17 protein-coding genes are annotated in these 15551 nt (G+C 69.4%); 9 read left to right on the forward strand and 8 right to left on the reverse strand.

All coding sequences use genetic code 11. The features are described 5' to 3' along the window. The first annotated feature begins 2 nt into the window (after positions 1-2). From FBF36_RS04110 to FBF36_RS04120, 3 genes are read left to right on the forward strand one after another with little or no spacing between them, the layout of a single operon-like run. The gene (locus FBF36_RS04110) at positions 3-830 is read left to right on the forward strand and encodes a metal ABC transporter ATP-binding protein (RefSeq protein ID WP_034492103.1); all 828 of its coding nucleotides are present in this window, start codon (positions 3-5) and stop codon (positions 828-830) included. Beyond that, on the forward strand, positions 827-1885 hold the full coding sequence (locus FBF36_RS04115; protein ID WP_009396043.1) for a metal ABC transporter permease: 1059 nt from the start codon (positions 827-829) through the stop codon (positions 1883-1885). The genes FBF36_RS04110 and FBF36_RS04115 overlap by 4 nt, the downstream gene beginning before the upstream one ends. Beyond that, on the forward strand, positions 1882-2766 hold the full coding sequence (locus tag FBF36_RS04120) for a metal ABC transporter permease (RefSeq protein ID WP_009396041.1): 885 nt from the start codon (positions 1882-1884) through the stop codon (positions 2764-2766). The genes FBF36_RS04115 and FBF36_RS04120 overlap by 4 nt, the downstream gene beginning before the upstream one ends. Positions 2767-2836: 70 nt before the next feature. Here the strand turns inward: FBF36_RS04120 and FBF36_RS04125 are convergent, their stop codons facing one another. Continuing rightward, positions 2837-3256, reverse strand: coding sequence for a DUF6157 family protein (locus FBF36_RS04125; RefSeq protein ID WP_009396039.1), 420 nt, complete (start codon positions 3254-3256; stop codon positions 2837-2839). A gap of 102 nt (positions 3257-3358) precedes the next feature. On the opposite strand from FBF36_RS04125, the gene FBF36_RS04130 reads away from it, so the two are divergent. After that, positions 3359-4219, forward strand: a complete 861-nt coding sequence (locus tag FBF36_RS04130) for an AraC family transcriptional regulator (RefSeq protein WP_034492100.1) — start codon at positions 3359-3361, stop codon at positions 4217-4219. Between the two features lie 30 nt (positions 4220-4249). On the opposite strand, the gene FBF36_RS04135 is transcribed toward FBF36_RS04130, so the two are convergent. Then, positions 4250-5989: a phospho-sugar mutase gene (locus FBF36_RS04135; protein WP_009396035.1), complete on the reverse strand. Its 1740-nt coding sequence runs from the start codon at positions 5987-5989 to the stop codon at positions 4250-4252. Positions 5990-6288: 299 nt separating this feature from the next. On the opposite strand from FBF36_RS04135, the gene FBF36_RS04140 reads away from it, so the two are divergent. Next, the gene (locus FBF36_RS04140; protein ID WP_009396031.1) at positions 6289-7044 is read left to right on the forward strand and encodes a TIGR00730 family Rossman fold protein; all 756 of its coding nucleotides are present in this window, start codon (positions 6289-6291) and stop codon (positions 7042-7044) included. A 105-nt stretch (positions 7045-7149) separates the two neighbouring features. Next, complete coding sequence (locus FBF36_RS04145; protein WP_009396029.1) at positions 7150-7317, forward strand: DUF3117 domain-containing protein; 168 nt, start codon at positions 7150-7152, stop codon at positions 7315-7317. Between the two features lie 149 nt (positions 7318-7466). On the opposite strand, the gene FBF36_RS04150 is transcribed toward FBF36_RS04145, so the two are convergent. After that, a complete protein-coding gene (locus FBF36_RS04150; protein WP_009396027.1) occupies positions 7467-8102 on the reverse strand; it encodes an O-methyltransferase in 636 nt (211 codons plus the stop codon). A 155-nt stretch (positions 8103-8257) separates the two neighbouring features. Between FBF36_RS04150 and FBF36_RS04155 the strand changes: the two genes are divergently transcribed. Further along, on the forward strand, positions 8258-9220 hold the full coding sequence (locus tag FBF36_RS04155; protein WP_009396025.1) for a twin-arginine translocase TatA/TatE family subunit: 963 nt from the start codon (positions 8258-8260) through the stop codon (positions 9218-9220). A gap of 96 nt (positions 9221-9316) precedes the next feature. Here the strand turns inward: FBF36_RS04155 and FBF36_RS04160 are convergent, their stop codons facing one another. The 3 genes from FBF36_RS04160 to FBF36_RS04170 form a co-directional block, all read right to left on the reverse strand. Further along, entirely contained in the window at positions 9317-10459 is a 1143-nt protein-coding gene (locus FBF36_RS04160) for an Mrp/NBP35 family ATP-binding protein (RefSeq protein ID WP_138137209.1), read from the reverse strand. Positions 10460-10530: 71 nt separating this feature from the next. Beyond that, on the reverse strand, positions 10531-11103 hold the full coding sequence (locus FBF36_RS04165; RefSeq protein ID WP_009396021.1) for a DUF1003 domain-containing protein: 573 nt from the start codon (positions 11101-11103) through the stop codon (positions 10531-10533). Then, positions 11096-12388, reverse strand: a complete 1293-nt coding sequence (locus FBF36_RS04170; protein ID WP_009396019.1) for a magnesium transporter MgtE N-terminal domain-containing protein — start codon at positions 12386-12388, stop codon at positions 11096-11098. The genes FBF36_RS04165 and FBF36_RS04170 overlap by 8 nt, the downstream gene beginning before the upstream one ends. Positions 12389-12468: 80 nt before the next feature. Here FBF36_RS04170 and FBF36_RS04175 point away from each other — a divergent pair, with 80 nt between their 5' ends. Beyond that, on the forward strand, positions 12469-13284 hold the full coding sequence (locus FBF36_RS04175) for a general stress protein (protein WP_075377010.1): 816 nt from the start codon (positions 12469-12471) through the stop codon (positions 13282-13284). A 29-nt stretch (positions 13285-13313) separates the two neighbouring features. Then, on the forward strand, positions 13314-14162 hold the full coding sequence (locus FBF36_RS04180; protein ID WP_009395917.1) for a sugar phosphate isomerase/epimerase family protein: 849 nt from the start codon (positions 13314-13316) through the stop codon (positions 14160-14162). A gap of 6 nt (positions 14163-14168) precedes the next feature. Here the strand turns inward: FBF36_RS04180 and FBF36_RS04185 are convergent, their stop codons facing one another. Next, a complete protein-coding gene (locus FBF36_RS04185) occupies positions 14169-15143 on the reverse strand; it encodes a cation diffusion facilitator family transporter (protein ID WP_009395926.1) in 975 nt (324 codons plus the stop codon). Continuing rightward, positions 15140-15511, reverse strand: a complete 372-nt coding sequence (locus FBF36_RS04190) for an ArsR/SmtB family transcription factor (RefSeq protein WP_009395927.1) — start codon at positions 15509-15511, stop codon at positions 15140-15142. The genes FBF36_RS04185 and FBF36_RS04190 overlap by 4 nt, the downstream gene beginning before the upstream one ends. Between the last annotated feature and the right edge of the window lie 40 nt (positions 15512-15551).

Genomic DNA, 15551 nt, shown 5'->3' on the forward strand with positions numbered 1-15551 from the left:
CGATGACAGACCCCCGTGATCGCGCTCCCGCCATGACCTCCCCGGCCATTCCGACCGCTGCCGCCGAACCGGTCGTCACCCTGGAGGACGCCTCCTTCTCCTACGGCTCCTCCACCGTGCTCACCGGCGTCGACGGCCAGGTCCCGGTCGGGCAGGCCCTCGCCCTCGTCGGCCCCAACGGCTCGGGCAAGACGACACTCATGCGGGCACTGCTCGGCATGGTGACCGTCAGCAAAGGCCGGGTGCGTGTTAACGGGGCGGCACCGGGCAGAGCACCACGGGGGTCCGTCGGATACGTTCCTCAGCTCAGCGACCTCGACCCCACCTTCCCCGTCACCGTGCGGGAGGTGGTCCAGATGGGCATGTACTCCCAGCTCGGCATCCTGCGGCGCCCCGGCGCCGAGGCCCGTCGTCGGGCACTGGAGGCCCTTGAGAGCGTGGGGCTGGCCGACCGAGCCGAGCGACGCTTCGGCACCCTGTCCGGCGGCCAGCAGCAGCGAGTCCTCGTGGCGCGCTGCGTGGCCGCACGGCCCCGCCTCATCCTCCTCGATGAGCCCTTCAACGGCCTGGACCAGCCCAACCGCGAGGCCCTCCTGTCCATCATTACCGACCTCAAGGACCAGGGCATCTCCCTGATCATCTCCACCCACGACCTCGTCCTGGCCCAGGAGACCTGCGAGCAGGCGGCCCTCCTGGCCGGACGTCAGATCGCCTTCGGCCCGCGCGACGACGTGCTCGTGGCCCGCTACATCGACGAGGCCTACGGCGGCCACGGCACGACTCGGCTGCTGGGGCTTCGCTCCGGCACGGGCACGCAGGAGCTGTCATGAGTGACGCGATGACGCTCTTCAGCCAGACCCTCGAGCAGCTGCGCCTGGCGGCCGTCAACGTCCCCGGACTCACGGACCTGGCTGACGCCCCCTTCCTCTTCCGCCCCCTGGTCATGGTGGTGCTCCTGGGCGTCGTTGCCGGTGTCATCGGTGTCATCGTCAACCTGCGCAGCGCCGAGTTCAGTGCCGAGGCCATGGTCCACGCCGTCTTCCCCGGGATCGTCGCCGGCGCCGTCTACTGGGGGATCGACGCGATCATCCCGGCGGCCTCCGTCGTCGCCGTCGTCGCGGCCCTGGTCCTGACCATCGTCTCCCACCGCTCGCGTCGGGGTGAGGCATCCGAGGCCGGCACCGCCGTCGTCCTCACCAGCTTCTTCTCCATCGGGCTCATTCTGTCCCTGGCCAAGGGCGACATGTCCGGCCAGCTCGAGGCCCTCATGTTCGGGCGCCTCCTGGAGGTCACCGATGCGCGGCTCGCGCAGGCGCTCATCGTGTGCGCAGTCGCGCTCCTGCTCATCATGGCGACCTGGAAGGAGCAGGTCGCCTACGCCTTCGACCGCACCGGTGCCCGGGCCTCCGGGCTGAGGCTGCTCATGCTCGACCTGGTCCTCAACACCGCCATCGCGGCCGCGGTCGTCTCCGCCTCGACGGCGGTGGGCATCCTCCTCGTCATCGGCTACCTCGTCATTCCCGGTGCGACGGCGCGCATCCTCGCCTCCCGGGTACGCACCATGGTCCTCGTCGCCATCGCCGTTGGTGTGGGCGGGGGATACCTCGGCATGCTGCTCATGGCTCTGCCCGAGACCCTCGACAAGCCGATCTCCCCGCAGGCCACCGTGGCCCTGGTGATGACGGGGATCCTCCTGCTCGCCGTCTGCGTCGCCGCCGTGCGCGAGAGGCTCCGCAGACCGGCTCGGCGCGCTCGCTCGGCGCAGTCCGCAACAGCTGTGTCGACCTCGACGACGGCGAGCGCGGACGGCACCGTTGATCGTGCTGGGGGACCAGAGGGGGCGTCGAGTGCTGTTGCCCCGATGGCCGAAGGAGGCCGAGTATGAGCATCGGTCTCGACATCCTCCTTCTGCCCATCATCGAGGTCGTTCTCATGGGGCTGCTGGCCGGGCTCGTGGGTGCGCTCGCACTGGTCCATCGCCGGATCTTCTTCACCGAGTCACTCACCCACGCGACCTTCCCGGGCGCGATCGTCGGCGTGGTCGCAGCCGCCTGGTTCTCACGGGCGGTCCTCGGTCAGCGGGCCGACTTCACCCTCCTGTCCACTCTGGTGCTGGTGGGGGCCGCCCTCATGTGCCTGCCGATGATCTGGCTCATGCGGCGCCTCTCCCAGGTGCCCGGGGTCTCGTCCCAGTCGGCCGCCGGCGTCGTCCTCACCTTCGGCTTCGCCCTGGGCTACTTCCTCAACAAGTGGTTCGCCCCGCTGCCGATCAAGGTGGACTCCTTCCTGGCCGGATCCGTGCTCAACGTCAACCACGTCGACGTCGTCGCCGTCGGTGTCGTCCTGGTGATGACGGTCCTCGTGCTCCTGGTGGCCGGGCGGTTCCTCACCTTCTACAGCTTCGACCCACTGGGCTACCGCGCCAGCGGGCTGAACCCCGCCTGGGCCGAGGGAACCGTCATGGTCATGATCACCTTGACCATTGTGATGCTCGTTCCCGCCGTCGGCACGATTCTACCCATCGCGCTCATCGCCGCGCCCGCGGCCGCGCTGGCGCCGTGGACGCGCACCATGCGGCACCTGCTGATCGCCGCCCCTGTTCTTGGTGCGGCCACGGCCCTGGCAGGGCTGTTGATCGCGGTGCGGCTCAGCCTGTCCGCTGGCGGAGTCATCGCGGTGACCTCCGGGGTGGTCTACCTGGTCTCGGCCCTGGTCCACGGGGCCGTGATGAGCGGATCTCGGGTGCCGCAGCTACGCAGGGGATGAGTCCCCAGCGCCCGAATGGAAACGACCGGCGGTCCCCCGGCCTCCATGGGAACCGGAACGATTGAACACCTCAAGAGGCGCGGCGCGAGCGCATGGCTCTCAGCTGGGTGAGTGAGGCATCATCTGAGAGCTCCTGGTAGCGCGTCGAGCCGAGAGGGACCAGCGCCACTCGGCCCTGGCCATCGTGGTGGAATCCCCAGCCGTAGCGCTTGGCCAGTGGTGAGGAGCGCAGGCAGGCCTGGGGCTTGGCGAAGAAGGCCTCCCGCTGTGCGGCCCGCTCCGGAGGCTCAATGTTCTGACGGATGGCGTGCACCTCGAACAGCAGGTCGTCGGAGGTCAGCTCATAGGGGCGCTCACTGAGGAGCCGGTACTGGAGGAGGGCGATCGTCGGGGGCTTGCCCGCCGGGCCGGCAGGAGGCTCCTGCGCGTCCTGCGCCGGGCAGTCCTCGGCGACTCGGATGAATGTCTCAGCGTAGTTGGTGCTGCTCATGACCAGAACGCTAAGGGCGCCGGCCGGGGCATCATAGAAGAAAGGCGACAGCTGGAGGCCGCCGGCCCCGGCGAGGCGCGGGTGCGTGCCACACTAGGAGCCATGTCAGCCGATCCGGACTGCGGTCCACGCCAGTCCCCGATCCGTCCGCAGGAGCGCACAGGGGTGCTGGCACCGGACAACCTCACCCGCTACGGCGCGCACTGGCTGGCACCCGATCCCACAGTGGCCGACGTCGTCGACCAGTACTGGTACGTCTCATGGAACCTGGGCGACCAGAGCGTGGACCAGCGGATCATCGACGCCCCGGCTGTGACCCTGACGGTGGAGGAGGGTGACGTGCCCGCGCCCCTGGTGATTACCGGAGTCCAGACCCGCGCCTGGCACCGCACGATCCAGGGTCGTGGAAGGGTCTTCGCCATACGGCTGCGACCGGCGGGACTCGCCGTCCTCGGCGCGCTGTCGCCCCAGCGCCTGGCCAACACCGCGCTTCCCCTGACCGAGGAGCTCGACGCTGAACTGCACGCACTCATGCGCAGGGTCGCAGCCCACCCCACGCCCCAGGCCCGCGCCCAGGCCGCCGACGAGGCGATCCGGGCACGGCTGGCCGACCACCGGCCCTCGGAGAGCGGTCTCCTGGCCAACAGGGTGGTCGATGAGCTGCGCTCCCGGCTTCACCGGCGCACCGGCGACTCCCTGCCTGCGGCTCTGCACGTCAGTGAGCGCACGATCCAGCGCTGCCTGCGCGCCACCCTGGGACGCGGACCGAGATGGGTGGGGCACCGCATCAGGCTCCAGGAGGTGGTTCTGGCACTCACGGCGCGCCCTGAGACCGACCTGGCCACGATCGCCGCAGACCTCGGCTTCGCCGACCAGTCTCACCTGTCGGGCGCCTTCAGGGCCGCCTGCGGGCTGAGCCCCAGCGCCTATCGGCGCAGCCTTGAGACCCTCATCAACGGATGACGCGGCGGAGGCCACGCATGTGAGGCCCGCTCAGGCAGCGATCCCCAGGATGCCGCGCAGATCCTCCTTGATGGCCTCCAGGCGCTCAGCGGCCGCCTCCCGCACCTCGGCCACCGGAGTGTCATTCGTCGGCAGAATCACTTCGCAGTAGCACTTGAGCTTGGGCTCAGTCCCCGAGGGACGTACGACCACCCGATCATCCGAGGCCGTCACCCACACCAGTCCGTTCGTGGGGGGCAGGGTGCCGCCGTTGCCGTCCGAGATGCCGTCGAGCAGGTCCACCGTCTTGGTGACCGGGGAACCGGCGAGCTTGGCCGGCGCCCCACCCGAGCGCAGACGCTCCATGGTGCTGGTGATGATGTCGAGGTCCTCGACCCGCATGCTCAACGGGCTCGTGGCGTGCAGCCCGTGCTCGCGTGCGAGCCGGTCGAGCAGATCCTGCAAGGTCCGGCCCTGCTGCTTGAGCACGGAGATCAGCACTGCCAACCTCACCGAGGCGGAGATACCGTCCTTGTCCCGCACCGCGGCAGGATCGACGCAGTACCCCAGCGCCTCCTCGTAACCGAAGACCAGCCCCGGCTCCCGACTGATCCACTTGAAGCCCGTCAGGGTACGGCGGAAGCCCAACCCGTGGGACTGGGCGATCCGGCGCAGCAGGCGGGAGGAGACCACGGAGCAGGCCAGGACCCCGTTGCCGGCAAAAGCAGCCAGCTCGGCGGCCTGCTCGCCCAGGAGGGCGCCGACCTCATCGCCCGTCAGCTGACGCCAGCCGCCGGGAGCATCCGCGTCCGGGATCGCGGCGGAGCAACGATCAGCATCAGGATCGTTGGCGATCACCAGGTCCGCCTCGACCTCCCGAGCCTTCTCCAGCGCCAGGTCCAGCGCCCCGGGCTCCTCCGGATTGGGGAAGGCGACCGTCGGGAAGTCCGGATCCGGCTCGAACTGCTCGGCCACCTCGACGACGTCAGTGAACCCGACTCGCGCGAGCACCTCACGGCAGGTGGCCCCGCCCACGCCGTGCATCGCCGTCAGCACGATCCTCACCGGGGTGGGGGCCGTCATCCGAGCCGCCTGAGCGGCCCGCTCGATGTACTCCTCCCGGATCCCCGGGTCGACCGTCTCCCAGCCCGACTGTGGGCGGGGTACGGATCCGACCGGGCCCACGGCGTCGATCACCGCAGCGATCTGGCTGTCATAGGGGGGAACAATCTGAGCTCCCTGACCCGAGTCGGTCACGGCCCGCCCACCCAAGTAGACCTTGTAGCCGTTGTCCTGCGGCGGGTTGTGCGAGGCCGTCACCATGACACCGGCGTCAGCCTCCAGGCGCCGCAGCGCGAAGGCGAGCACCGGGGTGGGACAGTGCGACTCGAAGAGGATGGCCCGTCCGCCTGCCCCGGTGACGACCGCGGCCGTATCGCGGGCGAACTGCTCGGAGTTATGGCGGGCGTCATAACCGATGACGACGCTGAAGCCCTCACCGAGACGGGCCTTGAGGTACGCGGACAGCCCCGCCGCGGCGCGGATGACGACGACCCGGTTCATCCGGTTGGGGCCGCCGCCCAGACGACCCCGCAGCCCGGCGGTGCCGAAGGCGAGTGTGCCGCTGAATGCGTCGTTGAGGGCCCTGCGAGCCGCCTGGGCCCGCTCTCCATGAGAACCGGCTGCACTGAGGAGCTCAGTGAGCTCGGCGCGGGTGGCTGGATCCGGATCATCCTGGATCCACGCGTTCACGGCAGCGTCGTCGTACACATCTTCAGGGCCTCGGGTCATATATGTGACGGTACCGCGCCAAAACTGATGGAAACGCTCACAATGACGCTCCTCACTGGTGTTTCCAAACACAAGGAGAATTCAGTCACGGAAACGGTGGATCGTACCTGAAATAAGATGTCTTAAATTAAGTTTGCGATGCAATTCGAGGTCATTTTGAGAGTTTTGAGATATGTGATGATGCTGGGAAAGGAGAGGGGGGTGAGGGTGGATGACTGGGACCTTTGTCCTGCATATGTCCTCCGCTTCTGCGCACCGGACACATCGCCACCTCGGCCGGATTAGGGGATCATGGCCGCATGAGTACACGCGAGTCCTACCGCAAGGGACCAGTGGTGCTGCGCGGCACCCAGATCCCCACCCAGACCACCGACGCGCGCCTGCTGAGCAGTGACGCCGACGCCGACTGGCTCCACGCCGATCCGTGGCGGGTCATGCGTATCCAGGCGGAGTTCGTCGAGGGTTTCGGAGCCCTGGCTGAGCTGGGGCCGGCCATCAGCGTCTTCGGCTCGGCCCGCACCAAGCCCGAGGATCCTTTCTACCGAGTGGCCATGGAGGTTGGGGCCGGGCTGACGCGCGCCGGCTACGCCGTGATCACCGGAGGCGGACCGGGCATGATGGAGGCCGCCAACCGTGGGTGCCACGAGGCCGGCGGTACCTCGGTGGGCCTTGGCATCGAGCTGCCCCACGAGCAGGGCATGAACGAGTACGTCGACCTCGGGGTCAACTTCCGCTACTTCTTCGCCCGCAAGACCATGTTCGTCAAGTACTCCGACGGATTCGTCGTCATGCCCGGCGGGATGGGAACCCTCGACGAGCTCTTCGAGGCTCTCACCCTGGTCCAGACCCAGAAGATCTCCTCCTTCCCCATTGTCCTGGTGGACAGCGGCTACTGGGGCGGGCTGCTGGAGTGGCTGCGCACCACGATGATTGAGCGTGGCATGATCTCCGCCTCCGACCCCGATCTGCTTCACGTCGTCGACGACGCCGAGGCTGCGGTGGACTACGTGGTCAGTGCGGCCCGGCGGCTGCGCCATGGGCGGGCTGGGGCGTGAGTCGCGTCATGGCAGGCGCACCCTCGAACGTTGCACCTTGAATGGCGTAGAATATGACAGGTCGCGCGGCGATGTGCCCGCGCAGCACTGACGAAAGGTGAGCACATGGCTGCCATGAAGCCCCGGACCGGAGACGGCCCTCTCGAAGTCGTCAAGGAAGGCCGCGCCATCATCATGCGGGTTCCGCTTGAGGGCGGCGGTCGACTCGTTCTCGAGATCACGGCCGATGAGGTCAAGGCACTTGGAGAGGCCCTGGCCAACGCCAAGATCTGATCGATCCAGGCGCCCGGGGGAGAGCCGGTACCACTTGATCCTCGGCGTCGAGGAGCTGGTGGCCAGGTTATCCAGCCTATGAGGGAGGGTCGGACCCAGTAGGGGTCCGACCCTCTTCTTCGTTCCGTCCCGTTGGACGGTGCCCTGTGTCAGGTCTGGCGCACGGAGACGAGCAGGCCGTCTCCGACGGGCAGCAGTGTTGTCAGTAGCGCCCGGGAGGCGCGCAGCGCCTTGCCGAGCTCGCGGGCCGCCACAGTGGTGACGTCGCGGCGTGCCGGGTCGGCCACGTGGTCGTTCCACAGGGCGCGGGTGACGGCCAGGACCCCGCCGGGGCGCAGCATCCGCAGGGCGTTGGAGGCCAGGAGGATCGCCTCCTCCGGGGCGACGTCGAGCACCACCATGTCGTAGGAGCGGGCCGCCATCCGCGGCATGACGTCCGAGGCTCGTCCCTGGATGATGCGGGTGCGCGAGGAGGGGTAGCCGGCCCCGTCGAAGGCGCGGCGGGCCTCGCGCTGGAGCTCGGGCTCGACATCGATCGTGGTGAGGACTCCATCGGTGCCCATGCCGCTCAGCAGCCACAGGCCTGAGACGCCGGTGCCGGTGCCGACCTCGGCCACGGACTTGGCGCCCACTGAGGCGGCCAGCATCCGCAGCGCCGCTCCGGTCCCCGAGGACACCGGGGTGATGCCGAGCTCGAGCCCGCGTATGCGGGCCTGGGCGGTGGCCTCGTCCTCCGCGGTGAAGTCCTCCGTGTAGGACCAGCTCAGCGTCTTGTCCGCACTCACTGTGAGCCTTTCTTCTGCGGCGGGGCGCCAGGTGCACCCCTCAAACTACATTGTTCCAGGCGTTCGGCCCGATAGAAGGGCAGGCGCTCGGGTGAGTCCGCCGGTAGGCGAACCGAGGCGGACCGGGGCGGCCAGGACTCCCTATACTGAGCGGCGTGTTCGGCATCTCTGGATCTGAGTTCCTCGTCATCATCCTGGTGGCGGTGATCGTGGTGGGGCCGCAGCGCTTGCCCGAGTACACCCGCAAGCTCACGCAGATGGTGCGTCAGCTCAGGGTGTTCCTGGACAACGCGCGCAGCCAGATCGCCGAGGAGGTCGGCCCCGAGATGGCCGACCTGGACCTGTCCAGCCTCGACCCGCGCCAGTACGACCCCCGCAAGATCGTGCGCGACGCCCTGGGGGAGGACATCGACGCCATCCGCGAGGACCTCGCCCACCCCTTCAGGTCCGTCGGCTCAGCCGCCAAGGAGGCCTCCGACGACGCCGCCCAGGCGGTCAACGACGTGGTCACGCAGGACCGGGCCAAGTCGCTGAGCAAGCAGATCGAGGCCAAGCGGGCCGAGCATCTGGGCGGGAACGATGCTGAGGCCGCTCAGAACACCGAGAACACCGAGAACACCGAGAACACGGAGAGTTCCGAGAGCCTCGAGGGCGCGGAGAGGACCGAGGCTGCTGAGAGCCTCGAGAGCTCCGAGAGTATCGAGCAACCCGCAGGCTCCACCTCGCCGCGGGGCGTGCTTCAGCAGACGGATGACGCCGAGCTCGAGGCCCAGTCCGAGCCGGCGGAGGAAGCCGATCCGACTGACGGGTCCGATGAGGTCGAGACCGAGCAGCCCGAGGGGACCAAGGATGCTGAGAGTGCTGAGCAGTCCGAGGAGAACAAGGATGCCGGTCAGGCGGAGTCCGCTGAGCAGCCGCTCGAGCCGGAGCCGGTAGAGGTCCCCACCAGCCTGGTCGAGCCGGAGGGTGCCTCCGGCGAGCACGCGGGGGACGCCTCCGCGGAGGGCGCTGACTCCCGCACCCGTGTGCGCCCTTTGTCTCCGCGTGACATCGTGCGCGCCGCCAACGCCGCCGCCCGCACCCGCGCCGAGGCCGCGCGCATCGCCGTCGACTTCTGAACCACCGAACCGGGCAGACCTCCTGTAGCCGGATAGAAGAACCGCCGGGCTACGCGAAGAACATCGGACTCGGTGAGAGGGCCGGGCGGGGCCGGCTCAGGCCGGGGTGACCCCCAGGCTCTTGCCGGCCAGGCCTCGGGCGCGGCGGGTCAGACGCTGGGCAACGGCGGATAGCTCCAGGGCCGCGGGGGCGTCGGCGGCCGGCTTGCCGTCGTCGGCCACGGCAGCCGGACAACCGGTGTCGGAGCCCTCCCGCAGACGGATGTCCAGCGGCAGCTGAGCCAGGAGCGGGACCTCGTAGCCGAGGGTCTCGCTCAGGGAGGCACTGACGATCTCGCCTCCGCCGGAGCCGAAGATCTCCAGGCGTGAGCCGTCGGGCTGGGGCATGTAGGACATGTTCTCGATGACGCCCACCACCTTCTGGTGCGTCTGGGCGGCGATGAGCCCGGTGCGCTCAGCCACCTCGGCGGCGGCCGTCTGCGGGGTGGTGACCACGAGGATCTCGGCGTTCGGCAGCAGCTGTGCCACCGAGATGGTCACGTCTCCGGTCCCGGGCGGCAGGTCCAGCAGGAGGACGTCCAGGTCCCCCCAGAAGACGTCGGAGAGGAACTGCTGGACGGCGCGGTGCAGCATGGGGCCGCGCCAGACGACCGGCTGCTTGTCCTCGACGAACATGCCGATCGAGATGACCTTCACCCCGTGGGCCACGGGCGGCACGATCATGCCGTCGAGCTGGGTGGGGACCCGGTCCACGCCCAGCATGCGGGGGATGGAGAAGCCGTAGATGTCGGCGTCGACGACGCCCACACTCAGGCCCTGGGCGGCCATGGCAGCGGCCAGGTTCGCGGTCACCGAGGACTTGCCGACCCCGCCCTTGCCTGAGGTCACGGCGTAGACCCGGGTGAGGTTGCCCGGCTGGGTGAAGGGAACCACCGGTTCAGCGGCCCCTCCGCGCAGCCGGCGGCGCAGGTCGGCCCTCTGCTCATCGTTCATGACGCCCAGACTCACCTGCACCCCGGTGACACCCTCGACAGAGCCGACCTCGCGCTGGGTATCGGCGGTGATCGTGTCCTTCAGCGGGCACCCGGCCACGGTCAGGAGTACCTCGACACTGACCACGCCGTCCTCGGCGATGTCAATGGAGGAGACCATTCCCAGGTCGGTGATGGGGCGGTGCAGCTCGGGGTCGTTGACCCTGGCCAGCGCCTCCATGACGGCGTCATGAGTCGGTTGCGGCATGGCCCCATCCTAGGGGTGCCCCGGAGTACCACGACAGGTGGCGAGGCCCACGTGGGGACAGCAGGCGGCCCTCAGCGAGTGGGGCGCTGCCCCTGGGTGGTGCCGGGCTCGTCGTCGCCGCTGTCCTGGAACTCGGCGATCTCCTCACGGGTGAGGCGCTCCTCGGCGAGGATCTCGCTGAGCATGTCACGTAGTTCGCTGCGCACGAAGTCGCGGGTGGCGACGTCGTTCATGGCCAGGCGCAGGGCGGCGATCTCCCGGGTGAGGAACTCGGTGTCCTCCAGGTTGCGCTGGGCGCGCTGGCGGTCCTGCTCGGCGGTGACGCGGTCGCGGTCGTCCTGCCGGTTCTGGGCCAGCATGATGAGGGGCGCCGAGTAGGAGGCCTGGGTGGAGAAGGCCAGGTTGAGCAGGATGAAGGGGTAGGGGTCCCAGGCCTGCTGCATCTTGGCCAGGACGAGGTTCGCCACGATCCACACAGCGACGAAGATCGACATGTAGAGCACGAACTTGGGCGAACCCATGAAGCGGGCGGTCGCCTCGGCGAAGCGGCCGAAGCCGTCGGAGCGGGAGGCGTGGGCCGGGTGGGTCCTGCGCAGCCACCGCAGGCGACTGTCTGGCAAGGGCTGGTCGAGCTGGTCAGGCATTGGCGCCCCTCTCGATCGTCTCGTCGGTGACGGCCTCGTCGGCCACGCGCCAGTCGTCGGGCATGAGGTGGTCCAGGACGTCGTCGACACTGACGGCGCCCAGCAGGCGCCCGGCGTCGTCGAGGACCGGCAGGGCCGTCAGGTTGTAGGTGGCCAGCAGGCGGGTGACGGTACCGATGGAGTCCTCGGGGCGCACGGAGTCGACGTCGGTGTCCACGATGGAGCCGACCATGCGCTGGGGGCGCTCGCGCAGGGCTCGCTGAAAGTGGATCATGCCCACGAACTTGCCGGTGGGGGACTCCAGGGGCGGGCGGCACACGAAGCCGACGGCGGCCAGGGCGGGAGGAACCTCGGCCTTGCGGGACTGGGCCAGGAAGGTCGCCACCGTCGACTCGGGGGGCAGAATGATCGGCTCGGTGGTCATCAGACCGCCGGCGGTGTAGTCGTCGTAGGCCATGAGGCGGCGCACGTCCTCGGCCTCCTCGGGCTCCATGAGGCCCAGTAGCTCGGTGGCCTTGAGCTGGGGGAGGTCGGCGACCAGATCGGCGGCGTCGTCGGGCTGCATGGCGTCCAGGACGTGGGCGGCGCGCCCGGCCTCCAGGCGGGACAGGAGGGCGACGGCGTCCTCGTTGCCGAGCTCCTCCAGGACGTCGGCCAGGCGCTCGTCGGTCAGCTCTGCGGCCACGCGCATCTGGCTGTCCTGAGGCAGGTCACGCATGACGTCGGCCAGATCGGCGGGCTTGAGGTCCTCCAAGGTGGCCAGCAGCGCGGTGGCGCCCTGCTGGTCGGCGCTGGCGGCCAGGCCGCTGACCTCGTCGGGGCGCACCGTGAAGGTCTCCCCGCGGCGCAGGCCCAAGGGGCCCGAGGAGGCTCGCTGGACGAACAGGCGGGTCACCTTCCAGTCCATGCCGCGGTCGCGCTCGATGGCCACGTCCCGCACCGTGACGGTCCCTGAGCCGTCGCGCATGGTGACCACCCGGTCCAACAGCTCTCCGACGACCAGGGTCTCCACGTGCCGCTGGGTGAAGCGGCGGATGTTCATCAGGCCCGTGGTGATGACGGCCCCGGGCTCGATCGCGGTGATCCGGGACAGGGGCAGGAAGACGCGGCGCCGGCTGGAGACCTCGATGACGAAGCCGACGGCTCGGGGCTCCCCCCGCATCTGCAGCAGGACGACGACGTCATGGACCTTACCCACCTCATCGCCCAAGGGGTCGAAGACGGAGGTGCCGATGAGGCGGGCCACAAAGACCCTGCTGGTCGTGCGCGTCCTGGTGTTCTCCACAAGCCAAGCCTATGCGCCTGAGGCGTGATTGCCTGCCGATGGGGCTTTACCGCGCGCCCGCGCGTGCGACCATAGCCCCCATGAACGCCAATTCGAGCCCGTTGTCGTCCCTGACCTCGTCCAGTGGTGGTGTCATGCCCCAGGGGGAGGAGGTGGCCTCCTTCGCGACCTACCCCGAGGCGCAGAGGGCGGTCGACGCTCTGTCGGACCAGGGCTTCCCGGTTCAGCACCTGGCGATCATCGGCACCGACCTGCGCCAGGTCGAGCGCATCACCGGGCGCATGAGCTGGGGGCGTGCAGCGATGTCTGGGGCCATGAACGGCCTGTGGATCGGTATGTTCTTCGGCATCATCATGTCGGTGGCCGGCAGCAGCGGGCCCCGGCTCAGCTTCTGGGCCTGCGTCCTGCTGGGGGTGCTGTGGGGCATCGTCTTCCAGCTCTTCAGCTACGCCCTGACCCGGGGGCGACGCGACTTCACCTCCATCAGCCAGGTCGTGGCCTCGCGATACTCGATCATCGCCGCACGTGAGATTCATGAGGCCAGCCAGGCCCTGGCCGACGTCCCGGGCAACCTCTCGCGCGGGGGAGAGGCGCTGCGGCGCTCCCAGGAGCGCCGTCGGGCCCGGGAGGAGGCCCCCGGGCCCACCGCCTTCGGCTCGCGCCCCGACGAGCAGCCCCGCTTCGGGGTGCGGCTGCCGCAGCCCGGCAGCAGCACTCCCGACCGGACCTCCGCCACCCCTGCCGGCACCACCTCCGACGCCCCGGCCGTCTCCAACGTCTCCGAGGACTACGACCCGTTCCTGCGTTCCCCGCGACCGGTGGATCGGAAGGATCAGGGGGCCTCGGCGTCGTCGCAGGAGACCGGTGATGAGGCCGGCTCGGGTGACGAGAACTGATCAGCGCTGAGGGACGAGGGATTTCAGCAATGAGCATTCCGGTGGGTCTGTCGACCGCCTGCGTGGTTCCCGGCAGTGTTCCCGACACCTTCGCCATCGCCCAGGAGCTGGGCTACGACGGCGTCGAGATCATGGTCTGGAGCGAGAAGGCATCCCAGGACGCCATCCGGCTGGCGGCCCTGGTGGAGAAGTTCGATCAGCCGGTGCTGGCCGTCCACGCCCCCACGCTGCTGGTGACCCGCGGGGTCTTCGGCGTGGATCCGTGGGACAAGGTGGACCGTTCCATCGAGCTGGCCCACTACCTCGAGGCGCCCACGGTGGTGCTGCACCCGCCCTTCTTCTGGCAGACCCGTTACGCGCGCTCCTTCATCGCCGGGGTCGCGCAGCGCGAGGCGACCACGGGCATTCACCTGGCGGTGGAGAACATGTTCACCTGGCGTCCCCGCCACGCCCACTCCACGCGCGACTTCCAGGCCTACTCACCCACCTGGGACCCGGTGGGTCAGGGATACAAGTCGGTGACGCTGGACATCTCCCACGCCGCCACCTCCGGCTCCGACGCGCTGGCCATGGCCCGTTCGCTGGGGCCCACGCTGCGTCACCTGCACCTGACCGACGGCGTGCCCGGGCCCCTCGACGACCACCTGCTGCCCGGGCAGGGCAACCAGGACTGCGCCGGGGTCCTCAAGCACCTGGTGGCCACCGGCTTTGAGGCCGGTGGGGGACAGGTCGTCGTCGAGGTGACCACCCGGTCCATGACGGCCGCCCAGCGCCTCGAGGGGCTCGCCAGTGCCCTGGCCTTCGCCCGGGAGCACCTGGAGGGCGGGGAACCGGCTCACATCCCTGAGCCGACCCGGAAGCGCTACCGCCGTACCTGACCCGGTCTAGCAGTAGGCGGCCTCGTGCTCGAGGTGCGAGACGGGCTCGAGCTGGAGGGTCGCGTGCCGGATCTTGACCGGGAAGTGCTCGGCCACGCAGCCCTGAAGCCGGTCGAGGATCTCCTCGGTGTGACCGTCGCGCAGGCACTCGTCGCGCACGACGACATGCGCGGTCAGCACCGGCATGCCCGAGGCGACGGTCCATGCGTGCAGGTCGTGGACCTCCTCGACGTGGTCGATGCCGAGCATGTGCGAGCGCACCTGCGCCAGGTCCAGCTCCCGGGGGGTGAAGTCCATGAGGACCGCCAGGGCCGAGCGCAGCAGCGTCACCGCCCGGGGCAGGATGAGGACGGCGATGAGGAGGGAGGCCATGGCGTCGGCCCGGGTCCAGCCGGTGCGGGCCACGACGGCGGCGGCGACGATGACACCCACCGACCCCAGGGCGTCATTGACGACCTCCAGGAAGGCGGCCCTCATGTTGAGGTTCTCGCCGTGTCCGTCATGTCCCCGGCCCCTGGAGAGGACCAGCAGCGCGAGAACGTTGGCGGCCAGGCCGATGACGCCCATGACGAGCATGCCGGAGGCCTCGACCGGCGGGGGCGCCAGCAGGTTGTGAACCGCCTTGAAGGCCACGAAGACACCGACGACGGCGAGCGCGCCCGCCTGGAGCGCGGCCCCGATGACCTCGGCGCGGCGCATGCCCCAGGTGGAGCGGTCCGTGGCCGGATGCGTGGACAGGTGGGCGGCCGTCAGGGCCGTGGCCAGCCCGGCGACGTCGGTGAGCATGTGCCCGGCGTCGGCCAGCAGCGCCAGTGAGCCGGTGAGAAGAGCGGTGACGATCTCGGCCACCAGGACGGTGGCCGACAGGCACAGGGCGACCAGGAGCCGTCCGCGCGAGGCCCCGGCGCCGTGGTTGTGCGAGTGCCCCTGGGAATGGTTGTGGGAATGATCGTGGTGCTCGTGGTCTCCCGAGGTGCTCACAGGGACTCCTTGCCGCGGCTCGCGGCGTCTGCGGAGATGACGGCGGCCAGGGACTCGGTCGCGGACAGGACCTGCTCGATGGCCTCGGGGTTCTCGATCCGGCTGACGTTGGCCCTCCCGTGGGAGTGGCTGGAGATGAGACCGGCGCTGCGCAGGATCGCCAGGTGCTGGGAGACGGTCGACTGGGCCAGGCCCAGGTGCTCGGTCAGCTCCACCACCCGGTGCTCGCCGCCGTGGAGGTGACGCAGGATCGCCAGGCGTGTGGCGTCCCCCAGGACGTCGAGCAGCGAGGCCACGGTAGCGGCCTCGTGCACGGCGCCGTGGTCCTGGGATCGGTCCTCGGGGAGCAGCCCATGTTTCATCGTCATACGGCGATGCTATTCGCGGGCAACGATGAGAGGCAAGGGA

This window comes from Actinomyces sp. oral taxon 171 str. F0337, assembly GCF_005696555.1.
Lineage (GTDB): Bacteria > Actinomycetota > Actinomycetes > Actinomycetales > Actinomycetaceae > Actinomyces > Actinomyces oris_E.